General features: G+C 65.8%; 22 protein-coding genes. 10 read left to right on the forward strand and 12 right to left on the reverse strand.

Annotation, left to right across the window (positions count from 1 at the left end):
- Positions 1–18: 18 nt before the first annotated feature.
- Both ald and WBP06_RS16825 read right to left on the reverse strand, forming a co-directional pair.
- Positions 19–1,134: an alanine dehydrogenase gene (gene ald / locus WBP06_RS16820; protein ID WP_395330034.1), complete on the reverse strand. Its 1,116-nt coding sequence runs from the start codon at positions 1,132–1,134 to the stop codon at positions 19–21.
- Positions 1,135–1,354: 220 nt separating this feature from the next.
- Positions 1,355–3,109 carry a cation:proton antiporter gene (locus WBP06_RS16825; RefSeq protein WP_395330036.1) on the reverse strand — a complete coding sequence of 585 codons (1,755 nt, stop codon included), beginning with the start codon at positions 3,107–3,109 and terminating at the stop codon, positions 1,355–1,357.
- A 170-nt stretch (positions 3,110–3,279) separates the two neighbouring features.
- On the opposite strand from WBP06_RS16825, the gene WBP06_RS16830 reads away from it, so the two are divergent.
- Positions 3,280–4,887 carry a M20/M25/M40 family metallo-hydrolase gene (locus tag WBP06_RS16830; RefSeq protein WP_395330038.1) on the forward strand — a complete coding sequence of 536 codons (1,608 nt, stop codon included), beginning with the start codon at positions 3,280–3,282 and terminating at the stop codon, positions 4,885–4,887.
- A 361-nt stretch (positions 4,888–5,248) separates the two neighbouring features.
- On the opposite strand, the gene WBP06_RS16835 is transcribed toward WBP06_RS16830, so the two are convergent.
- Positions 5,249–7,702, reverse strand: a complete 2,454-nt coding sequence (locus WBP06_RS16835; protein ID WP_395330040.1) for a DNA translocase FtsK — start codon at positions 7,700–7,702, stop codon at positions 5,249–5,251.
- Between the two features lie 86 nt (positions 7,703–7,788).
- On the reverse strand, positions 7,789–8,361 hold the full coding sequence (locus WBP06_RS16840) for a thiamine phosphate synthase (protein WP_395330042.1): 573 nt from the start codon (positions 8,359–8,361) through the stop codon (positions 7,789–7,791).
- Between WBP06_RS16840 and WBP06_RS16845 the strand changes: the two genes are divergently transcribed.
- The gene (locus WBP06_RS16845) at positions 8,360–9,022 is read left to right on the forward strand and encodes a YggS family pyridoxal phosphate-dependent enzyme (protein ID WP_395330044.1); all 663 of its coding nucleotides are present in this window, start codon (positions 8,360–8,362) and stop codon (positions 9,020–9,022) included. The genes WBP06_RS16840 and WBP06_RS16845 overlap by 2 nt on opposite strands.
- 146 nt (positions 9,023–9,168) lie before the next feature.
- On the opposite strand, the gene WBP06_RS16850 is transcribed toward WBP06_RS16845, so the two are convergent.
- Positions 9,169–9,798 carry a LysE family translocator gene (locus WBP06_RS16850; RefSeq protein ID WP_395330046.1) on the reverse strand — a complete coding sequence of 210 codons (630 nt, stop codon included), beginning with the start codon at positions 9,796–9,798 and terminating at the stop codon, positions 9,169–9,171.
- Positions 9,799–9,805: 7 nt separating this feature from the next.
- On the reverse strand, positions 9,806–11,281 hold the full coding sequence (pyk, locus tag WBP06_RS16855; RefSeq protein ID WP_395330048.1) for a pyruvate kinase: 1,476 nt from the start codon (positions 11,279–11,281) through the stop codon (positions 9,806–9,808).
- 77 nt (positions 11,282–11,358) lie between these two features.
- Here pyk and WBP06_RS16860 point away from each other — a divergent pair, with 77 nt between their 5' ends.
- A complete protein-coding gene (locus WBP06_RS16860) occupies positions 11,359–11,670 on the forward strand; it encodes a DUF1244 domain-containing protein (RefSeq protein ID WP_395330050.1) in 312 nt (103 codons plus the stop codon).
- A gap of 114 nt (positions 11,671–11,784) precedes the next feature.
- Here the strand turns inward: WBP06_RS16860 and sugE are convergent, their stop codons facing one another.
- Positions 11,785–12,102, reverse strand: a complete 318-nt coding sequence (gene sugE / locus WBP06_RS16865; protein ID WP_395330052.1) for a quaternary ammonium compound efflux SMR transporter SugE — start codon at positions 12,100–12,102, stop codon at positions 11,785–11,787.
- A 270-nt stretch (positions 12,103–12,372) separates the two neighbouring features.
- Between sugE and WBP06_RS16870 the strand changes: the two genes are divergently transcribed.
- Entirely contained in the window at positions 12,373–12,609 is a 237-nt protein-coding gene (locus tag WBP06_RS16870) for a DUF2312 domain-containing protein (protein WP_142636167.1), read from the forward strand.
- 114 nt (positions 12,610–12,723) lie between these two features.
- Here the strand turns inward: WBP06_RS16870 and WBP06_RS16875 are convergent, their stop codons facing one another.
- Positions 12,724–13,467 (reverse strand): CPBP family intramembrane glutamate endopeptidase, encoded by a 744-nt coding sequence (locus WBP06_RS16875; protein WP_395330056.1) that lies wholly within the window; start codon positions 13,465–13,467, stop codon positions 12,724–12,726.
- Between the two features lie 287 nt (positions 13,468–13,754).
- On the opposite strand from WBP06_RS16875, the gene WBP06_RS16880 reads away from it, so the two are divergent.
- The 4 genes from WBP06_RS16880 (at position 13,755) to WBP06_RS16895 (ending at position 16,077) form a co-directional block, all read left to right on the forward strand.
- The gene (locus tag WBP06_RS16880; protein WP_132468669.1) at positions 13,755–14,519 is read left to right on the forward strand and encodes a YebC/PmpR family DNA-binding transcriptional regulator; all 765 of its coding nucleotides are present in this window, start codon (positions 13,755–13,757) and stop codon (positions 14,517–14,519) included.
- 146 nt (positions 14,520–14,665) lie between these two features.
- Positions 14,666–15,079: a hypothetical protein gene (locus tag WBP06_RS16885; RefSeq protein WP_395330059.1), complete on the forward strand. Its 414-nt coding sequence runs from the start codon at positions 14,666–14,668 to the stop codon at positions 15,077–15,079.
- Between the two features lie 4 nt (positions 15,080–15,083).
- Positions 15,084–15,560: a crossover junction endodeoxyribonuclease RuvC gene (gene ruvC, locus WBP06_RS16890; RefSeq protein WP_086492366.1), complete on the forward strand. Its 477-nt coding sequence runs from the start codon at positions 15,084–15,086 to the stop codon at positions 15,558–15,560.
- A gap of 19 nt (positions 15,561–15,579) precedes the next feature.
- Positions 15,580–16,077, forward strand: a complete 498-nt coding sequence (locus tag WBP06_RS16895) for a nucleoside deaminase (RefSeq protein WP_395330063.1) — start codon at positions 15,580–15,582, stop codon at positions 16,075–16,077.
- A gap of 25 nt (positions 16,078–16,102) precedes the next feature.
- On the opposite strand, the gene WBP06_RS16900 is transcribed toward WBP06_RS16895, so the two are convergent.
- Positions 16,103–17,614 carry a hypothetical protein gene (locus WBP06_RS16900; RefSeq protein WP_395330066.1) on the reverse strand — a complete coding sequence of 504 codons (1,512 nt, stop codon included), beginning with the start codon at positions 17,612–17,614 and terminating at the stop codon, positions 16,103–16,105.
- 133 nt (positions 17,615–17,747) lie between these two features.
- Here WBP06_RS16900 and ruvA point away from each other — a divergent pair, with 133 nt between their 5' ends.
- A complete protein-coding gene (gene ruvA, locus WBP06_RS16905; protein ID WP_395330069.1) occupies positions 17,748–18,356 on the forward strand; it encodes a Holliday junction branch migration protein RuvA in 609 nt (202 codons plus the stop codon).
- A 41-nt stretch (positions 18,357–18,397) separates the two neighbouring features.
- Here the strand turns inward: ruvA and WBP06_RS16910 are convergent, their stop codons facing one another.
- A complete protein-coding gene (locus tag WBP06_RS16910; protein ID WP_395330072.1) occupies positions 18,398–18,778 on the reverse strand; it encodes a GIY-YIG nuclease family protein in 381 nt (126 codons plus the stop codon).
- A gap of 95 nt (positions 18,779–18,873) precedes the next feature.
- Here WBP06_RS16910 and ruvB point away from each other — a divergent pair, with 95 nt between their 5' ends.
- Complete coding sequence (ruvB, locus tag WBP06_RS16915) at positions 18,874–19,908, forward strand: Holliday junction branch migration DNA helicase RuvB (protein ID WP_395330075.1); 1,035 nt, start codon at positions 18,874–18,876, stop codon at positions 19,906–19,908.
- Between the two features lie 547 nt (positions 19,909–20,455).
- Here ruvB and WBP06_RS16920 read toward each other — a convergent pair.
- Both WBP06_RS16920 and acnA read right to left on the reverse strand, forming a co-directional pair.
- Positions 20,456–20,962, reverse strand: coding sequence for a hypothetical protein (locus WBP06_RS16920; RefSeq protein WP_395330077.1), 507 nt, complete (start codon positions 20,960–20,962; stop codon positions 20,456–20,458).
- Positions 20,963–21,334: 372 nt separating this feature from the next.
- Positions 21,335–24,007: an aconitate hydratase AcnA gene (gene acnA, locus WBP06_RS16925; protein ID WP_395330080.1), complete on the reverse strand. Its 2,673-nt coding sequence runs from the start codon at positions 24,005–24,007 to the stop codon at positions 21,335–21,337.
- Between the last annotated feature and the right edge of the window lie 46 nt (positions 24,008–24,053).

A 24,053-nucleotide genomic window follows, 5' to 3' on the forward strand; every position in this document is an offset into this window, starting at 1 on the left:
TTAACCGCTAGGCAAAAATTACCGCAGGAGACGATCCGTAGAGATGTAATCGTAGCCCAGCTCGGTCGCCACGGCTTCGAAAGTTACGTGGCCGGCGTGGACGTTCAGGCCCGCCGCCAGATGCGGATCGGCCTTCAGCGCGGCCTGCCAGCCCAGGTTGGCGATGGCGAGGGCGTGGGGCAGCGTCACGTTGTTCAGCGCATACGTGCTGGTGCGGGCGACGGCGCCGGGCATGTTGGCCACGCAGTAGTGCACCACCCCGTCCACCACGAAAGTCGGGTCGGCATGGGTGGTGGGGTGGCTGGTTTCGAAGCAGCCGCCCTGATCGATGGCGACGTCCACCAGCACGGCACCGGTCTTCATCGTCTTCAGCATTGCGCGGCTGACCAGCTTGGGCGCGGCGGCGCCGGGGATCAGCACCGCGCCGATCACCAGATCCGCCTCGGCCACGCTCTCGGCCAGGTTGGCGGTGCTGGAAAAGCGCGTCTTGGCGCGCGCTTCGAAGTGGATGCCCAGGCGTTCCAGCACATCCGGGTTGCGGTCGAGAATGGTTACGTCTGCGCCCAGGCCCACGGCCATCTGCGCCGCGTTGAAGCCCACCACGCCGCCACCGATCACGGCCACCTTGCCGGGCATCACCCCCGGCACGCCGCCCAGCAGCACGCCGCGCCCGCCATGGGCCTTTTCCAGCGCGGTGGCGCCTGCCTGTATCGACATGCGGCCCGCCACCTGGCTCATCGGCTTCAGCAGCGGCAACTGGCCGCCGGGGCCGGTCACCGTCTCATAGGCGATGGCGGTCACGCCCGACTTCACCAGGTCCGCCGTCTGCTCCGGATCGGGCGCGAGGTGGAGGTAGGTGAACAGGATCTGCCCCGCGCGCAACATCGCGCGCTCGGCCGCCTGCGGTTCCTTCACCTTCACGATCATCTCGCAGCCCGCGAAGACCTCGGCCGCGGTCTCGATCAGCGTCGCGCCCTGTTTCGCATAGGCTTCGTCGCTGGCGCCGATGCCAAGGCCGGCGCCTTTCTCGACCCAGACCTCATGCCCATGGGCGACCAGTTCGCACACACTCTCCGGCGTCAGGCCGACGCGGTATTCGTGATTCTTGATTTCCCGGACGGTTCCGACTCGCATCGTTTCGACTCCGCTTAAGGACTCTCCTGCCCGATGGAATACACCCGGTTGGCGGGATTTCATCACGATTAGAAGATCATGGGGGAAGGCTGGATGATGGGCAGGGGGAAGCGCGCCTTCATGCGAAGTTTGCGCAAACCGTGCTTCCCTTCCACCGCCGTTCCTTCGACAAGCTCAGGATGAACGGGGCGGTCCCCACTCCGTGCCGGGGAGGCCCCCCTCAATGCGCGTCGCGCAAGTCCTGCGTGATGATGCGGTCGCGCGCGGCGCGGATGTCGCCGGTTTCGTACTGGATCGACAGGCGCTCCTTGTCGCTGGCGCGGTAGGTGCTCTCCGCCGCGTCGATCTGCTCGCCGGAAAGGCCAAGGTCTTCCAGCGCCTCGCGCGCCATGGCGACGGCGGACTCCATCACTTCGCGCACCATGAAGGTGACCGGCGCATCCATCAGCCGGATCATCGTGCGCCGGTCATAGACGCGGGCGAGGATTCGCGCTTCGGGGAAGGCCTCGTGCACGCCGTGCAGGAAGCTTTCGGAAAGCTGGTCGCCATCGATGCAGAAGACGATCATCTTCGCCTCGCCCGCGCCGGCCTGCCGCAGCAGGTCGATGCGGGTGCCGTCACCGAACCAGACTTTGGCGCCGAAGCCACCGGCCACGTCGATCATCTCGATATCGGTATCGATCAGCGTCACTTCGATCTCGGCGGCGATCAGCACTTGCGCCACGGTCTGGCCGAAGCGGCCATAGCCGACCACCAGCGCGCGGGCGCCGTCCTTGCGCGGGCCTTCGCGGGTTTCCTTGCTCGTGGGCATCTCGCGGACGCGCGCGGTGGCCATCATCAGGAACGGCGTGGTGACCATCGACAGCGTGACGATGGCGCTGAACAGGCTGGCGGCGCTGGGGTCGATCAGCCAGGCGTCCCTGGCCTGTGCGAACAGCACGAAGCCGAATTCGCCGCCCTGGCTCAGCAGCAGGCCGAGCGCCAAGGCACTGCGCCAGTTCATACGGAACGCCAGTCCGATCAGGAAGATCACGCCGCTTTTCACCGCGATCAGGGCGATAGCCATGGACGCCACGAACAGTGGCCGCTCGGCAATGGCGGAAAGGTCCAGCATCATGCCCACGGACATGAAGAACAGGCCCAGCAACAAAGTGCGGAACGGCTCCACGTCGGCTTCGAGTTCGTGGCGATAGGGTGTATCTGCCAGCATGACGCCGGCGATGAAGGCGCCCAGCGCGGTGGACAGGCCCAGCGACTGCATCAGCGCGGCTGAGGCGATCACCGTGAACAGCGCCGCGAACACGAACATCTCGCGCTCGCCCAGGTTGCCGATCAGGCGGAACAGGGGGCGGATCACGAAGCGGCCGGCCAGGATCAGTCCGGCGATGGCGGCCAGTGTTTCCAGCACCAGAATCCAGCCCGGAGGGCCTGCGGGCAAGTGCGGATTGCGATTCATGGCCGCGATGATCGTGATCAGCGGAATGATCGACAGGTCCTGAAACAGCAGGATCGCGAAGGACCGCTCGCCAAACGGTGTGTGCAGGCGGCCCTCGCTCTGCAGCAGCGGCAGGACCTGCGCGGTGGAGGAAAGGCCCAGCGGCAGGCCCAGCGCCAGCGAGGCGGCAATGCTGAAGCCGGTGGAGTAATAGATCACGGCCGTGATCGCCAATCCGCAGAGCGTGACTTGCAGCATGCCCAGCCCGAAAATCTCGCTGCGCATCCGCCACAGTCGCCGGGGCGCCAGCTCCAGGCCGACGATGAACAGCAGGAAGGTGATGCCCAGTTCGGCGATACCCAGCTTGTTTTCGGGATCGCCGACAAGGTTCAGGATGAAAGGCCCCAGGATCGCGCCCGCCAGCAGGTAACCCAGCGTGGCACCCAGCCCCAGGCGGCGGAACAGCAGGACGAAGGCAAGCGCGGTGCCGAGCAGCAGGAAGCCGTCGCGCAACAGGAATGCCTGGGAATGATCTTGCATCGGGTCCTTTCGGGGGCGGGGACGTTTTCGCCGGCCTCAGGGTAGGGACTTGCGCGGGGAATTGTAAGGCTCGCGTTCGGATAGCTTGACCTTGTTCCGCAATCCCGCTTTCCCTTGTGGAATCCGGGGCTTGCGACGGCCCCTGTTCAGGCATCTCAAGGGGGTATCCGATGCGTGCCATACTTCTGGCCGGGGCTGCGGCTCTGGCAACGCTGCCGCTGGCCATGGCCGATGCGCAGTCCACTGATGCGCAGATCGACAAGGTGATTGCCGAAGGGCTCAGCCATGGCGAGGCGATGGCCAATGCCTCCGAACTGATGGACGGCATCGGCCCGCGTCTTTCGCACTCCGAAAATCTGGAGAAGGCGCAGGCATGGGCGATGGCGAAGTTCAACGGCTATGGCCTCAGCAACGTCCACAAGGAGCCGTTCCGTTTCGGCATGGCCTGGAATCTCGATTCCTGGTCGGCATCCATGGTGTCGCCGCGCGGTCTGGTGATGCGCGCGATCCCGGTGGCGTGGTCACCGGCGACGTCGGGCACGCTTCGCGCGCCGGTGATCCTGGCGCCGATGAGCAAGAAGGAACACTTCGACGCATGGCGCGGCAAGCTGGCGGGCAAGATCGTGATGGTCAGCCTGCCCGGCACCGGCAGCGAGCCGGACAAGGCGGCCTTCCGCCGTCTCGAATCGGCCGATATCGCCAAGAAAGACCACTTCGACTTGCCTGCGGACGAGGACGACGAGGACGCCCGTTTCGTGAAACGGGTGCTGTTCGCCAAGGAACTGTCGGAATTTCTGAAGTCTGAAGGCGCGGTGGGCATGGTGCGGATCAGCTACCGCGATGCCGGGCTGGTGCATGGCGAGGGCTATAACCTTGCGCCCGATCAGGGGCTGGCGCTGCCGTTCATGGAATTGGCCGCCGAAGACTATCGCCGTCTCGCCCGGCTGGAAGTCACCGGAAAAGCGCCGACGATGGAAATGGCCATCGCCGCGCGGTTCGATCGCAGCAACCTGGACGACGCCAACGTGATCGCCGACATTCCGGGCCGCGATCCCAAGGCGGGTTACGTGATGGCGGGCGGCCACTTCGACAGCTGGATCGCCGGTGACGGCGCCAGCGACAATGGCGCGGGCAGCGTGGTGGTGATGGAGGCCGCGCGCATCCTGGCCAAGATGCCCAAGCCCCGGCGCACCATCCGCTTCGCGCTGTGGTCGGGCGAGGAACAGGGCCTGCTCGGCTCGATCGCCTATATCGAACAGCACATGGCGACGCGCGGGCTGGATCCGAATGTCTCCGGGCTGGACCGCATGGCGCAGTGGACCGCGGCATGGCCGATCACCACCAAGCCGGGCTATTCGGAGATGAAGGCCTATTTCAACCTCGACAACGGATCGGGCAAGATCCGCGGCATCTATGGAGAGGGCAACATCGCCGCGATCCCGACGCTGGAAAAGTGGCTGAAGCCCTTCGCCTCGATGGGCGCGACCGACGTAGTGGCTGGCAAGACCGGCGGGACGGACCACCAGTACATGCAGGCGGTGGGCTTGCCGGCCTACCAGTTCGTGCAGGACCCGCTCGATTACGGCAGCCGCGTGCACCATTCGAGCATCGATACCGTCGATCACATGAAGGTGGACGATATCCGTCAGGCCGCGACGATCATGGCGGGGATGCTGTGGCAGGCCGCCAATTCCGAAACCGAACTGCCGCGCCCGCCGCTGCCGCTGAAGCCGGGCAAGTCCGATCCGTTCAAGGTGCAGGACCCGGACGAGAAGTAAGGGGACTGAGGTTTCCTCCCCTGCAAGGGAAGATGGCAGTCGCGAAGCGGCTGACGGAGGGGTATCACCGGTTCGGTAGCGCGGAACCGGGAGGCTGACACCCTCTCCCCGCCGTCATTCGACAGGATAAGCGGGGGGTGGTCCCCCTCCCCCAGTGGAGGAGGATTTCAAGCCAGGCTTTCGTCGCCCCCGCGAAGGCGGGGGCCCGCTTCCTTCACGCACCGAAGCAAGAACAAGCGGGATCCCTGCCTTCGCGGGGATGACGGGGGTTTTTAGCCGGTATTGGCAAGTGGGGCCGGCACGATGCTGGCGCCTTGGAGGTGAGATGGGGGAAGCCCACGCTCCCCCATCTCACCTGCGCTTAAAGCGGCGCCCCGTTCTCGTCGCGGTAGATGTCGCGGCGGCCGACATGGTTTGCCGGGCCGACGTAGCCGTCCTGCTCCATGCGCTCCACCCACTTGGCGGCGGTGTTGTAGCCCACGCCCATCTGGCGCTGCAGCCACGAGACCGAGACCTTCTGGTTCTCGAACACCAGCTGGCACACCTGACGGTACTTGCGCTCTTCCGGCTGGTCCGATGCCGTGGCGTCGAGGTCGTCGAAGCCGAACGAGCCTTCCTCCGGCTCGTTGGTGACGGCATCGACGTAGTCCGGCTTGCCCTGCGCGCGCCAGTGATCGGCCACGTGCTCCACTTCCTCGTCCGAGACGAACGGACCGTGGACGCGCTTCACCGGGTCGGAACTGGGCTTGTAGAGCATGTCGCCCTTGCCCAGCAGCTGTTCCGCGCCCTGTTCGCCCAGGATGGTGCGGCTGTCGATGCGGCTGGTGACGGCGAAGGATACGCGGGTGGGCAGGTTGGCCTTGATGACGCCGGTGATGACGTCGACCGAGGGGCGCTGCGTCGCCATGATCAGGTGGATGCCCGCCGCGCGGCTCTTTTGCGAGAGGCGCTGGATCAGCACTTCGATTTCCTTGCCGACGGTGACCATAAGGTCAGCCAATTCGTCGACGATGAGGACGATCTGCGGCAGCGTCTCGTAATCGAGCTGGCGGTCTTCATACAATTCTTCGCCCGTGTCGGGGTCGAAGCCGATCTGGATGCGGCGGCCGAGCGGCTTGCCCTTGGCGGCGGCGGCGCGGACCTTCTCGTTGAAGCTGGCGAGGTTGCGGACGCTGATCTCGCTCATCTGGCGATAGCGGCGTTCCATTTCCTCCACCGCCCACTTCAGCGCGCGCACGGCCTTGGGCGGCTCGGTCACCACCGGCGAGAGCAGATGCGGAATATCGTCGTAGCTCTTGAGTTCCAGCACCTTGGGATCGACCAGGATCAGGCGGCACTGCGCCGGCGTCAGGCGATAGAGCAGCGAGAGCAGGATCGTGTTGAGACCCACCGACTTACCGGAGCCAGTCGTACCGGCGACCAGCAAGTGCGGCATCGTCGCAAGGTCCGCCACCACCGGTTCACCGGCAATATCCTTGCCCAGGATGATCGGCAGCATGCCCTTGTGCTCGGCGAAGGCTTCGGACGCGACCATCTCCTTGAAGGAGACCATCTGGCGGTCCGCATTCGGCAGTTCGATGCCCATGACGGTGCGGCCGGGAATCGAGGACACGCGGGCCGAGATCGCCGACATGTTGCGGGCGATATCGTCGGCCAGGCCGATCACGCGGCTGGACTTGATGCCCGGCGCCGGTTCCAGTTCGTACATGGTGACGACCGGGCCGGTGCGCACGGCGGTGATCTCGCCCTTCACATTGAAGTCGTCCAACACGGTTTCCAGCAGGCGCGCGTTGCGTTCCAGGCTGAGCTTGTCGATCTTCGGCTGCGAGTTCGGCGGCGGGTCTTTCAGCAGTTCCAGGCCCGGCAGCGCGAACTTGTCGAACATGTCCTTCTGGCGATTGCCGATGTTGAGCTGCGCGGGGGTGGCGGCTGCCTTGGGGTCGCTGATCTCGGGCGCCTTGCGCGGCTTGGCGGTGGGTTCGCGAGTGGTTGCAGCCGGCTCGTCGTCGAAATCGTCGCCCATGAACGGTGCGGATTGCGCTTTCGGGGCCTTTTCGCGTGTTTTCTCGCGCGCCTTTTCCGGCTCGGCGGTGCGGGCCGACGCTTCGTCCCGTGTGGGCAGGCGGCCGATGCGGCCGGGCAGGGTGAGCAGACGGCCCCAGTCCCACGCGAACACGCTGCCCGCCAGCAGCAGCCCGCCGCCCAGGCAGACCACGGCAATGACGAAAGCCGCCCAGGTGGCGAACAGGCCGGGCAGGAAGCCGGTCAGGGTCTCGATCGCCCATGCGCCCAGCAGGCCGGAAATGCCGCCCATCGAAGCGGGCAGGGTGCCGCCGGGCTGGACATAGGTGAGGCCCAGCAGGGTGCTGGTCGCGCCCGCCTGCGGGAACGCAAGGCTCAGCACCGTGGCGATCAGCACCATCGCCAGCGCCAGCACGAAAACCGGGCGCCACCAACGCTGGTTCGAATGCTCGATCTCGCTGTCCTCTTCCTCCACCAGCAGCCAGAGCTTGCGGGCGAAGACGTAGAGCAGCGGCACGAACAGCGCCGAAACTGGGCCGAACAGCAGCAGCACACGCTCCGCCACCCAGGCGCCAACCGGGCCCATCCAGTTCTCCGCCGGTCCGCCGGCGGCGGTGGAGGCGGAAGGATCGGTCTGGTGGTAGCTGAGCAGTGCGAGTGTCAGAAAGGCCATCGCCGCGAAGAGCAGCAGGGCGCCGCCCAGTTCGCCCGCGCGGCGCAAGGACCGCTTGAGCACTGCGCGCCAGTCCGGCTTGGCGATTCGCCGTCCGGGTGCGAGGGGCCGTGTCGCCATTGGAAATTCCCTTGATTTCGGCCCGTTATATTGCGTCGGCGGGGGACTCGCCGTCAAGAATGGATCGGGAACAAGGCTGTGAACGGTTACGTAAACGCCTGAATCGCGGCCCATTTGCGGGCAGGCAAAGTGCGGGCGCAGTGCGGTGTCATGCCGCCCAGCGCGATCACCGGCACTTGTGAGCGCGCCGCCAGCAGGCGGAAACGCGTTGGGCCAAGGGTCTTGCCGCCGGGGTGCGAGCGGGTGGCGAAGACGGGTGAGAGCAGCACCACGTCAGCCCGCGCGCGATGGGCGCGGCCAAGTTCGTGCAGGGAATGGACGGTGACGAGCCGCAGGATCGCCGGGCCATGGGTAAGCGTTCGCGGTGCGCCATAGGCCCCGTCCGCGCGCCATTGCCGCGCCTCGCGGGGATTTCCGGACAGGACGATGCAGTGGCCGAAGCGCCGGGCCACGCGTTTCAGCGCTGCGAACCGCGCGCGGCGTTCGGCGGATGGCAGGTGGTAGTGGCGGAACACCAGGCCCGATCCGCGCGGCAACCGGGCCAGCGCCGTTTCGAGTGCGGCGTCGTTGCGCGCGTCGCTGATGAGCCAGATGTCTGGCCAAGAGTCAGGACATGGTGGCTGGCGGTTCGGCACGGGGACGCTATAGCAGCGCGCCATGGATCAGCCAGCTTCTCCTCTCGCGACCGTTCGCGCCCAGATCGCCAATGCCACCCGCATCGCCGGGCGCGCGCCTGCGGACATCGAACTCGTCGCCATTTCCAAGACCCATCCCGCCGAAGCCATCCTGCCCCTGATCGCAGAAGGTCAGCGCGTGTTCGGCGAAAACCGCGTGCAGGAGGCCGAGGCCAAGTGGCCCGCCCTGCGCGAGGCGCATCCCGATGTGGTGCTGCACCTTGTCGGCCAGCTTCAGTCCAACAAGGCCGAGGATGCCGTCGCGCTGTTCGACTGCATCCATTCGTTGGACCGCCCGTCGCTGGTTGCGGCGCTGGCCAAGGCGATGGACAAGCTGGGCCGCCGGGTCCCTTGTTTCGTGCAGGTGAATATCGGGGCGGAAGAGCAGAAGGGCGGTTGCCCGATTGCCGAAGTGCCGGCGCTGCTGGCCGAAGTGCGCGCGGCGGATATTCCGCTGGCGGGCCTGATGTGCGTGCCGCCGGCGGGGATCGAGGCGGCGCCGTTCTTCGCGCTGCTGGCCAAGATTGCGGTGGACAATGGTGTCTCGGGCCTGTCGATGGGCATGAGCGAGGATTTCGAGACCGCGATCATGCTCGGCGCGACGCATGTGCGCGTGGGCAGTGCGCTGTTCGGCGCGCGGGGGTGAATTGAGCCTCTCCGGCACGGGGAGGGGGACCGCCCGAAGGGTGGTGTAGGGGGACTCGCGGTTTAAACCGTCGTTGCGCGGAGACGAGAATCCCCTCCGTCAGTCCTGCGGACTGCCACCTCCCCGTGCCGGGGAGGACAGGCTTCTCAAGCCGCGCGGAAGGCAAGTAATGACAGACCGAACCCGGCGAACAGCCCGCCGGTCAGCCGGTTGAACGCCCGCTTCACCCCGGCGCGGCCGAGGTGGCGTGAAAGAGCGCGGCCGCTGCCGGCGTAGACCGAGTACCAGAACGCCTCGATCACCGCGAAGACCGCCACCAGAATCGCGAACTGCGGTGCTTGCGGGCGGGCAGGGTCGATGAACTGCGGCAGGAAGGCGGCGGCGAAGACGATCGCCTTGGGGTTGCTGATTGAGATCGCATAGCCGCCCCGGAACAGCGCCAGCCACGAAACCTCAGGCCGGACGGCCGACGTTTCGGCATCGTCCTCGCTCACCGGCGCGCGCCAGGCTTTTACCGCCAGGAACAGCAGATAACCCGCTCCGGCGATGCGCAGCGCGGTGAACGTGCCCGGCAGCGCATGAAGCAGCGCGCCAAGGCCCACGGCGGACGCCGTCAGCAGGGTCATGAGGCCCAGCAGGCAGCCCGCCATGGTGGCCAGAGTGCGCTTCACGCCCAGTTCCACACTGCGCGACAGCACGTGCAGCATGTTCGGGCCCGGCGTCGCGCTCAGTAGAAAGACCGCGACCGCGTAGATCCAGAGGGTGTGAAGCGCCATCGGGTCCTCAGTCCAGTTCGTTGCCGGTCAGGGTGACGACGTGGAGCAGGTTGGTGGAGCCGGGCACGCCGAACGGCACGCCGGCCAGCGCGACAAGGCGGGTGCCGGCGGCGCCGAAGCCGTGGCGCAGCGCCATGCGCTTGCCCTTGGCGATCATCTCCTCGAAGCTGCCGATGTCCCGCGTGGTCACCGTGTGCGCGCCCCAGAGCAGGGCGAGGCGGCGCGCGGTCTTCTCTGCCGGCGTGAGCACCAGCATCGGCGCGGCGGGGCGTTCGCGGGCCACGCGGCGGGCCGATCCGCCCGAACCGGTGAAGACGATGATGCCTTCGATCGGCAGGGTATCGGCGATCGTCGCGCAGGAGGCCGAAAGCGCGTCGGCGGTCGTGGCATCCGGCGGGGTGGCGGCAAGGTGGATGCGCTCGCGATAGGTCGAATCGGTTTCCACCGAAACGGCGATGCGGTCCATGATCGTCACCGCTTCCACCGGCCACTGGCCGGCGGCGGTTTCGGCCGAGAGCATCACCGCGTCGGCACCGTCATAGACCGCGTTGGCGACGTCGGACACTTCGGCGCGGGTGGGCGAGGGGCTGGTGATCATCGATTCCAGCATCTGCGTGGCCACCACCACCGGCTTGCCGCTGGCGCGCGTCTTGGCGACGATGTGCTTCTGGATCGGCGGCACCTGTTCGGGCAGCAGTTCCACGCCCAGATCGCCACGGGCGACCATGATGCCGTCCGACAGTTCGATGATCCCGTCGATCGACTGCACGGCGGCGGGCTTTTCGATCTTCGACATCAGCGCGCAGGCGCCGCCGATCAGGCGGCGTGCCTCGGCCACGTCCTCGGGGCGCTGCACGAAGGACAGGCCGATCCAGTCGGCACCCTGGTCCACGGCGAAGGCCAGATCGCGGCGATCCTTGTCGGTCAGCGCCGGCACCGGGACGATCGCGTCGGGCACGTTCACGCCCTTGCGGTCGGAAATCGTGCCGCCCACTTCGGCCGAGCACAGGATGCTGTCCGCTTCGGCGCGGAGGACGACAAGGCGCAGCTTGCCGTCGTCGATCAGCAGGCGCTGGCCCTTTTCAAGGATGCCGAACAGTTCGGGGTGCGGCAGGCAGACGCGGTTTTCGTCACCCGGCGTCGGATCGCGGTCCAGCGTGAAGTGCGCGCCGTGGCGCAGGAAGGCCTTGCCCTCGGCAAAGGTGCCCACGCGCAGCTTGGGGCCCTGCAGGTCGCACAGGATGGCGATGGGGCGCATCGAATCCTTTTCCACCGCGCGGATGTTGGCGATGGTTTCGCGATGCGTGTCGTGATCGCCATGGCTCATGTTGACGCGGAACGCATCGGCGCCGGCTTTCAGCAGCTTCTCGATGGTTTCCTTGTCACGGCTCGCCGGGCCCAGCGTGGCAAGGATCTTGACCTTGCGCTGGCGCTTGATGCCGCGATGGTGGGGCGAACGGCGGAACGGGGGAGTAGTTGCCAAGGTCAGTGTGCCTCTTCCTGTATCGGTGCGACCTATGGCAAAGGCTGTCGGACAAACCAAGGACCAAGCGACGCGCCATGCACGAAAACAACTCTATAGACGCTCTTGATGACGCGGTTGCGGCATCGGCCTTTCGCCGCCTCGTCAAGCACCTGCAGCAGCGCCACGATGCCGAGAACATCGATCTGATGGGATTGGCCGGATTCTGCCGCAATTGCCTGGCCGACTGGATCCGCGACGCGGGCTTCGAAGGCGACAAGGCCGCCGCGCGCGAAGTGATTCACGGCATTCCGTTCGACGAATGGAAGGCGAAATATCAGAGCGAGGCGACCCCCGAGCAATTGGCGCGGATGGAAGAGAGTCTGAAGAAGAACGGCGGAGCGCACTGAGGCGCCGCCGCGCGATCTGTCAGACAAATTGGGGTTTGTTTGAAATTCGCTGAAGGCGAATTTTGGCCGGTGCCGCATGAAAATGCCCTCCCGGGCATTTTCTCAAAGCTCCCCTCAGGAACTGGCCAGCTTCATCAGCACCAGCCCGCCCAGGATCAGTCCGGCGGCGGCAAGGCGCAGGGGGCTGGCCGATTCGCCCAGGAAGGCGATGCCGACAGCAAAGGCGCCCAGCGCGCCGATGCCGGTCCAGACCATGTAGGCCGTGCCCAGCGGCAGCCGCTTCATCGCCCAGGCCAGCAGTGCGAAGCTGGCGAACATCGCGGTAATCGTGATCACGCTCGGCCAGAGGCGGGTGAAGCCTTCCGAATGCTTCATGGCCGAGGCCCAGACGACTTCGAACAGGCCGGCGATGGCAAGAACGATCCAGGACACGACTGCGGGCAACCTCCTAAGCGTGGTTGCCGGGCCGTCCCGGTCTTGAAGCTCCGCCCATCGATCCGAAAGGGGGAGGCGGGAACGTGGTCGCCGCATGGGCCAGATAGGCGGTGGGGGCGGGCAAGGCAACCGATGGCGGCGACCGGTGGACTTATCCCGCGATACGCACAGGATTTCCACAGCTCCCGGCTTTGCCCGAATCCCCGGGAGCCGCTATCAGCGCCCGCCAACTGAGATTCATCACGATATATTCCGGAGCTTTACCCGATGGCCGAAACCACCGACGATCGCCTGCGCCTCCTGATCGAGCGCGTCGAGCGCCTCGAAGAAGAAAAGAAGGGCATCGGCGACGATATCCGTGACGTCTACAACGAAGCCAAGGCTGTCGGTTACGACGTCAAGATCATGCGCCAGATCGTCCGCATCCGTAAGATGAAGCCGGACGACCGTCGCGAAATGGACATGCTGCTCGATACCTACAAGACCGCGCTCGGCATCGACTGATCCTGTCCGGCCTAACGGCCGGAAAGCGGCACCGGCCCTCTCCCCCACCCGACCTTCCCTACCGGGTAGAATTCGGAAGGTCGGGTGGGGGAGAAGGCCGGTGCCGTAAAATTCTTACCCCCCAAGATGCACCAGCAGCATGGTCGCCGCATTGGCGCCCGCGTGCTGGAGCATCGCGGCGGGCAGGCCGATCCGCTGGCGAGTGAAGCCCAGCATCAGCGCGGCCCACAGTTGCGGCAGGACCAGCGGCAACGACCATGGCGAGACGCTGGGATAGTTCGTCAGGTGCACACCGGCGAACAGCAGCGCCACCACCCAGAACACGATCGGATAAGCCGCGCGATAGAGCGCCGGCGTTTCCCGTTTGCGCAGGACGATCCAGCCGACCAGCGCGGCAATCGCAAGCGCCAGCAGCGAACCCGCCAGAACGAGCGGCGCAACCGCCTTGGCGCCGACCACCAGAATCGCGAACAGTCCCGTGCAGGCGAGCAGCCACAGCGCGCGGGGGCGGCCGGTCTGCCAGCCGCGAAACACCATTTCTTCCGCCACCGGCACGATCGCCACCGTGAACGGCAACAGCCAGCCCGATGGCAACTTGTCGAAGGCATCGGGCGCCGGCAGGTGCATGGCCTGTTGCCACAGGCCGATCAGGGGCAGCACCACCAGGAAAAGCCCGGCGATGTGGAGGGCTTCCATCGTACCCAGCGCCGCCCAGCCGCTGCGCGACCGCAGGCCGATCGGCGTCAGGACTGCCGGGCGTCTCAGGAAGGCCGGAAGCCCGCGCACTACGTCGAGTGCGTGGGCTGAAGGGCGGGCCGAAGGGCGATCAGGGGCGGCGATGTCGATCCGTGTTGCCATGGGCGATGTGCTAACCTGTGTATCCTTGCCAAATCCTTTGGGCCAAATCCTTTGGGCCAAATCCTTTGGGCCAAATCCTTTGGACCAAAACCTCTGGACCAAAACCCTCGGCCCCTCGTTCGTGCAACGCGACCCCGGGGCGCCATGGGTGCGGCACCGGAACGGGCCGGTTGCCCTTGGGTGCCGGCCTGTTGTAAGGCGCCCCCCACATCATTCACCGGACCTCATTCTCCGGCCCGTGCGGACCCGTCCGCAGGCAGGCAGACGAGCGAAGCAAGAGCGGACCCATGGCAGGCCATTCCAAATTCAAGAACATCATGCACCGCAAGGGCGCGCAGGATAAGAAGCGCTCGGCGCAGTTCAGCAAGCTCAGCCGCGAAATCACCGTCGCCGCCAAGATGGGCATGCCCGATCCGGACATGAACCCGCGCCTGCGCGCCGCCGTCAACGCGGCCAAGGCCCAGTCGATGCCCAAGGACAACATCCAGCGCGCAATCGACAAGGCCAGCAAGGGCGATGCCGAGAACTACGAGGAAGTGCGCTATGAAGGCTACGGCCCCGGCGGCGTTGCCCTCATCGTCGAGGCGCTGACCGACAATCGCAACCGCACTGCCACCAACGTGCGCACCGCCTTTTCCAAGAACGGCGGCAACCTTGGCGCCTCGGGCGCGGTTTCGCACGGTTTCGAACGCCTCGGCCTGATCGAGTACCCCGCCAGCGTGGGTGACGAGGACAAGGTCCTCGAAGCCGCGATCGAAGCCGGCGCCGACGATGTCGAGAGCGATATGGGCGATGGCGACGAGAACCCGGGCAGCCACCAGATCTGGGTTTCGGTCGATTCGCTGCACGAAGTCGCCCGCGAGCTGGAAAAGGTCCTTGGCGAGGCCGAAGGCGTGAAGCTGGCGTGGAAGCCCAACCTCACCGTCGATGTCGATGCCGACACCGCCGGCACGCTGATGAAGCTGGTCGACACGCTGGAAGACGACGACGACGTCCAGACCGTCTGGGGCAACTACGAAATCTCGGACGAAGTGATGGAGAAGCTGGGCTGACCAGCTTTTCCGTCGGCATCGCGACCCCGGCGCTGGCCATCGCCGCGCTGGGGGCTGCCTGGCTGGCGTTCGCGCCGGCGATTGCCGAAAGCGGTGCGGCGCGCTCAAGCTCTTCCGTTGCCAACCACTGCGCGGCGAACGAGCAGGTGCTCTATTCCTGCGTCTTCCCGCGCGGGGTCGGTTCGCTCTGTGCCGACGGCGCGGCGGTGCACTACCGGTTTGGGCCGCGCGGCAAGGCGGATCTCGACCTTGCCAGCCGGCCGGACTGGTCCAACGTGCATCAGGGCGATGTGCGCGGGCAGGGCAATGGCTATCAACGCCATGTCCGCCTGACCAACGGCCGCTTCCACTACGTCGTGTTCGAAGGGATGGACGGCAACCTGACCGACAATCCCGGCCACACCTATTCGGGCATCGCCGTGCTGGAAGGCCCGAAGGGCGAGCGGGCGGTATCGACGTTGAACTGCCCCGGGCGCTCGGTCCACGATCTCGACACGCGGCTGATTCAGGAACGCGCCGGGGCCGAGGAAGAGAACGGCCCTTTCGACATGTGGTACTGACGTCATGATCATCATCGGCCTCGATCCGGGGCTCACCTGCACCGGCTGGGGCATCGTCGCCAAGAGCGGCAGCCGTCTCAGCCATGTTGCCAACGGGCAGATCCGCACCGACGCCAAGGCCGGCATGGCCGAGCGGTTGGTGGAACTGGACGCCGCACTGACCGACGTGATCCTGCACCACCGGCCCGATGCCGGCGCGGTAGAGGAAGTCTTCGTCAACGTGAACCCGCAGTCGACGCTGAAGCTGGGGCAGGCGCGCGGCGTTGCCATGCTGTCGATCGCGCGGGCGGGCCTGCCGGTGGCGGAATATTCCACCAAGGTCATCAAGAAGGCGCTCGTCGGCACCGGCGGGGCCGACAAGAAGCAGATACAGCACATGCTGAAGGTGCTGCTTCCCGGCGTGAAGCTGGCGGGTGAGGATGCGTCGGACGCGCTGGCCGTCGCCATCACCCACGCCAACATGCTGGGCAGCCATCGCTAAGGCAGCGCGTTGTTCGCGCATGGACGCGCGCAACGATGAAAGCTGGATGGCCGAGGCGATCCGCCTTGCCGTGCAGGAGAAGGGCAGCGATCCTGCCGATACGCCGATCGCCGCATTGGTGGTGCTGGATGGCCGCCTGATCGCGGCGGGCGTCAATCGTACCGAGGAATGCTGTGACGCCACCGCCCATGCCGAGATCGAGGCTTTCCGCGCGGCCGGCAAGGCGCTTGGATCGATGCGGATCGAGGGCGCGACGCTCTATTCCACGCTACAGCCCTGCGGCATGTGCACGATGGCGGCGATCTGGGCCGGCGTCAGCCGCATCGTCTATGGCGCTGGTCGGGACGATGTGCACCCGATGTATTTCGAGGCACGGCATCTTTCCACGTTCGACTTCGTGACGGATGCCTGGAAGGACGACCTCGCGCTGACTGGCGGTGTGCTTCGCGCGGATTGCGCGGCACTGTACTATCGTCCTTGGGATGACGTGCCTGAGAGGCAGCAGGCGAACAGCTGAGTGATGCCGCTGCGCCTTTGGTGCTTCAGCGTTGGTTCGGAGAGCCGTGTCCCGCCCGTGTCGCCTGATCTACGTCGCCATCGATCATCTTCTGGTAGGACCATGCGGGCGCAGGCGCGCACCCGCCGCTGCGGCGGAAAAGACAGGCTTGCTGGTCACCCATCGCATCGCACGCTTCGCGCCGCCAGCCGGGAATCGGCGGTGGCGATGAACCCAGAATCAACGCGTTGGCGCCTTGCATCAATCCCTGGGGAAGAGGGCCGGACACCGTTCTGCCTTGCGTGGGGAGCAACAGAATGGGAACCGGCCGGGGCAGCAGGGCCGGCACGAGATGCGCCTTGAGTTCGAAATCCAGCGCGATCGCGCAAGTGCGCGGATCGTCCAGCGCGCGCAAGGCGAGCCGCGGTACGGCACCGCCACCGCGCAATGCCGAATAGCCCCCGCTCTTGTATTCCGACGCGCATGAGGCAGCCAGCCAGACCAGGCAGACGATCGCGATGCCGGCAGGACCGGCCGCGCCCTTGCGTCGTTCGGCAATACGGTCCGCCAGCCGTACCGTGGCGATCGCTGCCAGAATCAGGATCGTCAACGTGGTCAGCCAGACGAACCGGTATTCCTTGTGGGCGATCATGCTGTGGAACAGGGCGTTCGCCGCGGCTGCCGCCATCAGCGGCCAATAGCGTCTGCCTGCCAGAAGCGCGGCGATAACCGCCGGCACCATGATCGGTGCAAGGTGCGTGTAGAGCCCGATCGCATAGGCGAACGGACCGGACACCCCGAAACGAGCCGCCATGCCCTGACCGATGTTCATCGAGACGTTGACGGCAATCCATGCGAAGGGCACGCGGCCCATGGCAAGATCGCTCGCCGCCCCCACAAGCGCGGCGGCCAATCCGCCCAGCACGACCGGCTGCCAGCGCCGCCAGTCCAGTCGCAACGATCCGACAGCCAGAACCGCGACGAACGGCGCATACTGGATCCGCGCCAACAGGCCGAGGCCAAGCAGGAAGCCGCTTCCCGCCCGCGATCGGCTGCTCGCGGACGTGCCATCGGCCAGCAGCGGCGCGGCGGCCAGCAGAAGCAGCGCGCTGGCCAGGCTTTCGGAAAGCAGCAATTCGCTGAACAGCACCGATTCCCACCAGATTCCCACCACGAACAGGGCAACGAGGGCATGGCGGCGTGATGTCAGTGCGCCCAGTTTCCAGGCTGCGGGCAGGATCAGCAAGGTAACCGCGCCAAAGGCGATCCGCGCCGTCATCACTGCAAAGATCTGATCGCCCGAAAGCGCGTGCCCCACCCACAGGAACAGGGCCATGAATTGTTCGATAAGGCCGTTGCGCAGGCCGAAATGCGCTTCCCACGGTATCAGGCCTTGCCCGGTGACCAGTCGATTGCCCTGTTCGAGATACTGCATCAGCTCATCGGCGTGCATGATCTCGAAAGGCGCGAAATGCAGGATGCGCAGCGCGATCGCCGCGATAACGACCGGCAGAGCAGTCCATAGCGGCCACCGATGATCCCCCGCCCCCGCGGACATCGTGTTCGTTCCCATATTCCGGGCGTTAGCACGCATGATTCGCGCTGTCATCGGACCGGGCGAACGCAGTTCCGGGGGACAGTCGATGAACGCCCTTGCCGCGCGACTCGGCTTCGTGCCATAGGAACAAACCATGATCGCCAAGCTCACAGGTCTGCTCGACGACACCGGTCCGGACTGGGCCATCATCGACGTGAACGGTGTGGGCTATCTCGTCCACTGTTCGGCGCGCACGCTCGATCATCTCGGCATCCGGGGCGACAAGGTGGTCGTCCATACCGAGATGCAGGTCAGCGAGACAGATCAGCGCCTGATCGGGTTCACCAGCGGGGCGGAGCGCAACTGGTTCCGTCTGCTGACGGCGGTGCAGGGCGTGGGATCGAAAGTGGCGCTGGCGATCCTTTCGGCGCTGACGACCGAAGAATTGCAGCGCGCCTGCGCCGGTGGCGATTCCGCGATGGTCGCGCGCGCCAACGGCGTTGGCCCGAAGCTGGCCAGCCGCATCGTCAACGAATTGAAGGACAAGGCGGGCGGCATGCCCACCGTGCCCGGTGCGCCCGGGATTGCCGCCGTGGCTGCGCCTGCCGGATTTTCCAGTGCCGATGCCATCTCGGCGCTCCAGAACCTGGGGTTCAAGCCTGCGGTCGCCAGCGTGGCGGTGGGCAAGGCGGTCGAGGAACTGGGCGAGGATGCGGGCCTCAACGACCTTGTCCGTGTGGCGCTGAAGAGGGCGGCGGGGTGAACGTCCCACTCCTTCAGAAGCCACGTCATCCTGAACTTGTTTCAGGATCCATCTTTCGGCTTGCCCGGAGCCATCGCCGGCAAGCCCAACTCTGCCGTCAAGTCCTGCCATTCCGGGTTTGCCGCATTGATGAGGTTGATCTTCCACTGCCTGTGCCAGTTCTTCAACTGCTTCTCGCGGGTGATGGCGCGCTCCATGTCGCCGAACAGCTCGAAATGGATGAGGCGGTGGACATGGTATCGTTGCGAGAATCCGGTAAGCGCGTCGCTGCGGTGCTGCCAGAGGCGACCGGCGAGGTTGGAAGTGACGCCGATGTAGAGCGTGCCGTAATGCCCGCTTGCAAGAATATAGGTGCAAGGCTGTCGCTCTTTCCGCATCCTCCGGTGAGTGCGGAGCCATGGATGCTGAAACAAGTTCAGCATGACGGGATTGCCAAGTTTTCATCGTCGGGCTTTTGGCCAGGGCATCGTCGTCCTGCCTTCGTTCCCGCCTTCCTTTCTCGCCAGACGCCGAGCCAATGACCGATAACCCCATCCTCACCTCCACCCGCCAGCCCGAGGACGCCGACGCGGCGTTGCGGCCGAAGACTTTGGCCGAATTCGTTGGGCAGGCGGCGGCGAAGGACAATCTTCGCGTGTTCATCGAAAGCGCCAAGTCGCGGCGCGAGGCGATGGATCATACGCTGTTCTTCGGCCCGCCCGGCCTTGGCAAGACCACGCTGGCGCAGATCGTCGCGCGCGAGCTGGGTGTGGGATTCCGTGCCACCAGCGGGCCGGTGATCGCCAAGGCAGGCGATCTGGCCGCGCTGCTGACCAATCTCGAGCATGGCGACGTGCTGTTCATCGACGAAATCCACCGCCTCAATCCCGTGGTCGAGGAAGTGCTCTATCCGGCGATGGAGGACCGTGCGCTGGACCTCATCATCGGTGAGGGGCCGTCCGCGCGTTCGGTGCGGATCGATCTGCCGCCCTTCACGCTGGTGGGGGCGACGACGCGGCAGGGCCTGCTCCAGACGCCGCTTCGGGACCGTTTCGGCATTCCCGTGCGGCTGCAGTTCTACACGGTGGAGGAACTGGAAAAGGTGGTCACGCGCGGTGCCGGCCTGCTGGGCATCGGCATGGACAGGGGCGGGGCGACCGAAATCGCGCGCCGCTCGCGTGGAACCCCGCGCGTGGCGGGGCGCCTGATGCGCCGTGTGCGCGACTTTGCCCATGTTGCCGGTTCGGACGTGATCACCCACGCCATCGCCGACGATGCGCTAACCCGGCTGGAAGTCGATTCGATCGGTCTCGACGCGCAGGACCGGCGCTACCTGCGGATGATCGCGGATATCTACAAGGGCGGCCCGGTCGGCGTGGAGACGCTGGCGGCGGGCCTGTCCGAACCGCGCGACACTATCGAGGAAGTGATCGAACCCTACCTGATCCAGCTGGGCCTGATCGCCCGCACCGCGCGGGGGCGCTGCCTCAATGATCGGGGCTGGACGCACCTGGGAATGACGCCGCCGCAGCAAGCTGGGCAGGGCGGACTTTTCGATTCGCAGGTGGACTGACCCACCGACGGCGTGATCGTGCACCGGCCGGTTCGGGGCCGGGTTGAGGGCCGGGTAAGGGACCGAAACTGTCGGGTCAGTTTACAAACCGGGCTTACGGTAGTCCCGCTTCGGTACAGTCTTGAATCCGATCGTCAAATCGGGTGCGTTTTAACGCGTTCTTAGCCATGAAACCCGGTTAACGGCATTGTTCCCTTAACCCAGCTCTGCGCTTTGTAGGGAACAAGTTCGGTCTGATGCGGCGCCGGCCGCTGTCGGGAGGTCCGAGGGAAGAGAGAGACGGTATGTCGGTTCGAATGGCTTTGGCGAAACTGTCTGCCTGTGCGGCAGGCTGTGCGATCATTGGCGGCGGCGCGGTTCACGTTGCCGAAACGCAGGCCAGCGGCGTGGAATACCACAAGCTGAAGCAGGCCAAGGTGGCGAAGGTCGCCAAGAAACCGGCCCGCCGCGCGATTCCTCCCCGTGCCTCGGCCGGCACCCCGGTCCATGCCCGTCGCGATATCCCGCGCCCGGTAGAACCCGTCATGGCGGCCGCATTGCCGCCGGCCTACATTCCGCCCGCGCCGATTGCCGCGCCTGTCGTTTCCGGCGGCGGTAGCGTCGCGCCGGTCGTGATCGGCGGCGGCGGATCGAGCGGTGGCTTCGGCGGCGGGTTCTTCGGCGGGTTCTTCGGCGGCGGCGGTAGCGGATCGAGTGGCGGCAACGTCGTTATCAGTTCCACGTCGACTTCCACCGGTTCGACATCGACGTCTTCCGGCGGATCCAGTTCCAGCAGCAGCGGCGGTTCGACCTCGTCTTCGTCCTCCACCGGCGGTCTCACCTCGACCACCTCAACGGGCGGCGTCACTTCGACCACGTCGACGGGCGGGATCACTTCCACGACGACCACCGGCGGGATCACCTCGACCAGCTCGACATCGGGCGACGTTTCGACCAGCACGTCCAGCTCGGGCAACGTCTCGAGCAGCACCAGCACGTCGAGCTCGTCCTCCACTTCGTCGTCGACGTCCTCTTCCACTTCGAGTTCGACGTCTTCGTCGACCTCGTCGAGCACCAGTTCCTCCACGTCGGGTGGGTCGGGCGGTCCGCCACCGCCGCCGCCGCCACACGACGTCCCTGCGCCGCCGATGCTGATCCTGTTCGGCGCCGCCGCTGCTGCCGTGATCGGCCGTCAGCGGTTGGCAAAGAAGGGATCCGCCTGAGGGCGCGGGTCCGGGCCGAGCCGACCCAAGGCGGCCGGTCTGGAGAAAGGGGTGTGCGTCGGGGGGCGCTCACCCCTTTTTCTTTGGTTTGTTGGAAATGCCTGCGGCATTTCCATGCGGCACCGCAAAATCCGCGTGTCGCGGATTTTCACGGCAAAGAAAAACCCCGCCCCGCACGAGGCGGGACGGGGCTTCCTTCTTGAGCCGGTAAGGCGGCTGGTCGCTTAGGCGGCCAGCTTGCGCAGCACGTACTGCAGGATGCCGCCGTTGTTGAAGTATTCCACTTCGTTGGCGGTATCGATGCGGCACAGCGCGGTGAAGGTGAAGGTCGAACCGTCTGGACGGGTCACTTCGACTTCCACGTCCTGGCGCGGCTTCAGGCTGGCAACGCCCTTGATCGTGAAGGCGTCGTCGCCGGTCAGGCCCAGGGTCTGGCGGGTGTCGCCATCCTTGAACTGCAGCGGCAGCACGCCCATGCCGACCAGGTTCGAACGGTGGATACGCTCGAAGCTCTCGACGATCACGGCGCGGACGCCCAGAAGGTTGGTGCCCTTGGCCGCCCAGTCGCGCGACGAACCGGTGCCGTACTCCTTGCCGGCCACGACCACCATCGGGGTGCCCTGCTCCTTGTACTTCTGCGCCACGTCGTAGACCGGCAGAACCTCTTCACCGAAGCGGCTCATGCCGCCTTCGATGCCGGGGACCATTTCGTTGCGGATGCGGATGTTGGCGAAAGTGCCGCGCATCATGACTTCGTGGTGGCCACGGCGCGAACCGTAGGAGTTGAAGTCCGCCTTGGCGACCTGGTGCTCCATCAGCCACTGGCCCGCCGGGCTGTCGGCCTTGATCGAACCGGCCGGCGAGATGTGGTCGGTGGTGATCGAATCGCCGAGGATCAGCAGCGGCTTCGCCTCGATAATGTCGTTCACCGGCGCCGGGGTCATTTCCAGGCCTTCGAAGTACGGCGGGTTGGCGACGTAGGTCGAACCGGCGCGCCACGAGTAGGTTTCCGAACCGGTGACGTTGATCGCCTGCCAGTGCTTGTCGCCCTTGTAGACGTCGGCATAGCGGGCCTGGAACATCGGACGGTCCATGCAGGTGGCCATGGTTTCGGCCACTTCGTTGTTGGTCGGCCAGATGTCCTTCAGGAACACGTCGGTGCCGTCCTTGCTGACGCCGATCGGGGTGGTGGTGAAGTCTTCCACCACGGTGCCCTTCAGAGCGTAGGCGACGACCAGCGGCGGCGAGGCCAGGAAGTTCGCGCGCACGTCCGGCGAGACGCGGCCTTCGAAGTTGCGGTTGCCCGAGATCACGGCGCTGGCGACCAGGCCGTTCTCGTTGATCGCCTTCGAGATCGGTTCGGCGAGCGGGCCCGAGTTGCCGATGCAGGTGGTGCAGCCGTAACCGACCAGGTTGAAGCCGATGTTGTCGAGGTGCGACTGCAAGCCGGCCTTGTTCAGGTAGTCGGTGACGACCTGCGAACCGGGGGCGAGCGAGGTCTTCACCCAGGGCTTGGGCTTCAGGCCCAGCTCGTCTGCCTTCTTGGCGACGAGGCCGGCGGCGACCAGCACGCTCGGGTTCGAGGTGTTGGTGCAGCTGGTGATGGCGGCGATCATGACGTCGCCGTCACCGATGTCGAAGTCCTTGCCTTCGACCGGAACGCGCTGGGCCGACTTCTTGTAGGTCTCTGCCATGTCCTTGTTGAACACGTCGTCGACGTCGGGAAGGGCAACCCAGTCCTGCGGACGCTTCGGGCCGGCGAGCGAGGGCACGACGGTCGAGATGTCGAGTTCGAGGGTGGACGAGAAGATCGGATCGGCAGCGCCGGCTTCCATCCAGAAGCCCTGTTCCTTGGCATAGGCTTCGACGAGGGCGATCTGCTCTTCCTCGCGGCCGGTGAGGCGCAGGTAGTCCAGCGTCTTGTCGTCGATGCCGAAGAAGCCGCAGGTTGCGCCGTATTCGGGGGCCATGTTGGCCAGCGTCGCGCGGTCGGCCAGCGACAGCGAGGCAAGGCCGGGGCCGAAGTATTCGACGAAGCGGCCGACGACGCCGTGCTTGCGCAGCATCGAGGTGCAGGTGAGGACGAGGTCGGTGGCGGTGACGCCTTCCTTCAGTTCGCCCACGAACTTGAAGCCGACGACTTCGGGGATCAGCATCGAGACCGGCTGGCCCAGCATCGCGGCTTCCGCCTCGATGCCGCCGACGCCCCAGCCCAGCACGCCCAGGCCGTTGACCATGGTGGTGTGGCTGTCGGTGCCGACGCAAGTGTCGGGATAGGCAACCGTTTCACCGTTCTGGTCTTCGCTGGTCCACACCGATTTGGCGATGTTTTCCAGGTTCACCTGGTGGCAGATGCCGGTGCCCGGGGGAACCGCATAGAAGTTGGCGAGCGACTTGGAACCCCACTTGAGGAAGTCGTAGCGCTCCATGTTGCGCTGGTATTCGATCTCCACGTTCTCTTCGAACGCCTTGGGGTGGCCGAATTCGTCGACCATGACCGAGTGGTCGATCACCAGGTTCACGGGGACCAGCGGGTTGATCTTACTGGTGTCACCGCCGAGCTTGGCGATCGCGTCGCGCATCGCGGCAAGGTCGACCACGCAGGGCACGCCGGTGAAGTCCTGCAGCAGAACGCGCGCGGGACGGTACTGGATCTCGTCACCGGTGGTGGGGTTCTTCTGCCAGTCGACCACCGCTTGGACGTGATCGGTCGAAACGGTGAAGCCGCCGTCTTCGAAGCGCAGCAGGTTTTCCAGCAGCACCTTCATCGAGAACGGCAGGCGGCTGATGTCGCCAAGCTTCTCGGATGCTTTCTTGAGCGAGTAGTAGGCGACCTGCTTGTCGCCGACGGTCATGGTGCTGCGGGTACCGAGCGTATCCTGTCCGACCTGGGTCATTTGGGTATTATCCCCTTCTGTATGGAGCCTGCCGCCAATAGCGCGG

Source organism: Novosphingobium mississippiense (genome assembly GCF_044029535.1).
GTDB lineage: Bacteria > Pseudomonadota > Alphaproteobacteria > Sphingomonadales > Sphingomonadaceae > Novosphingobium.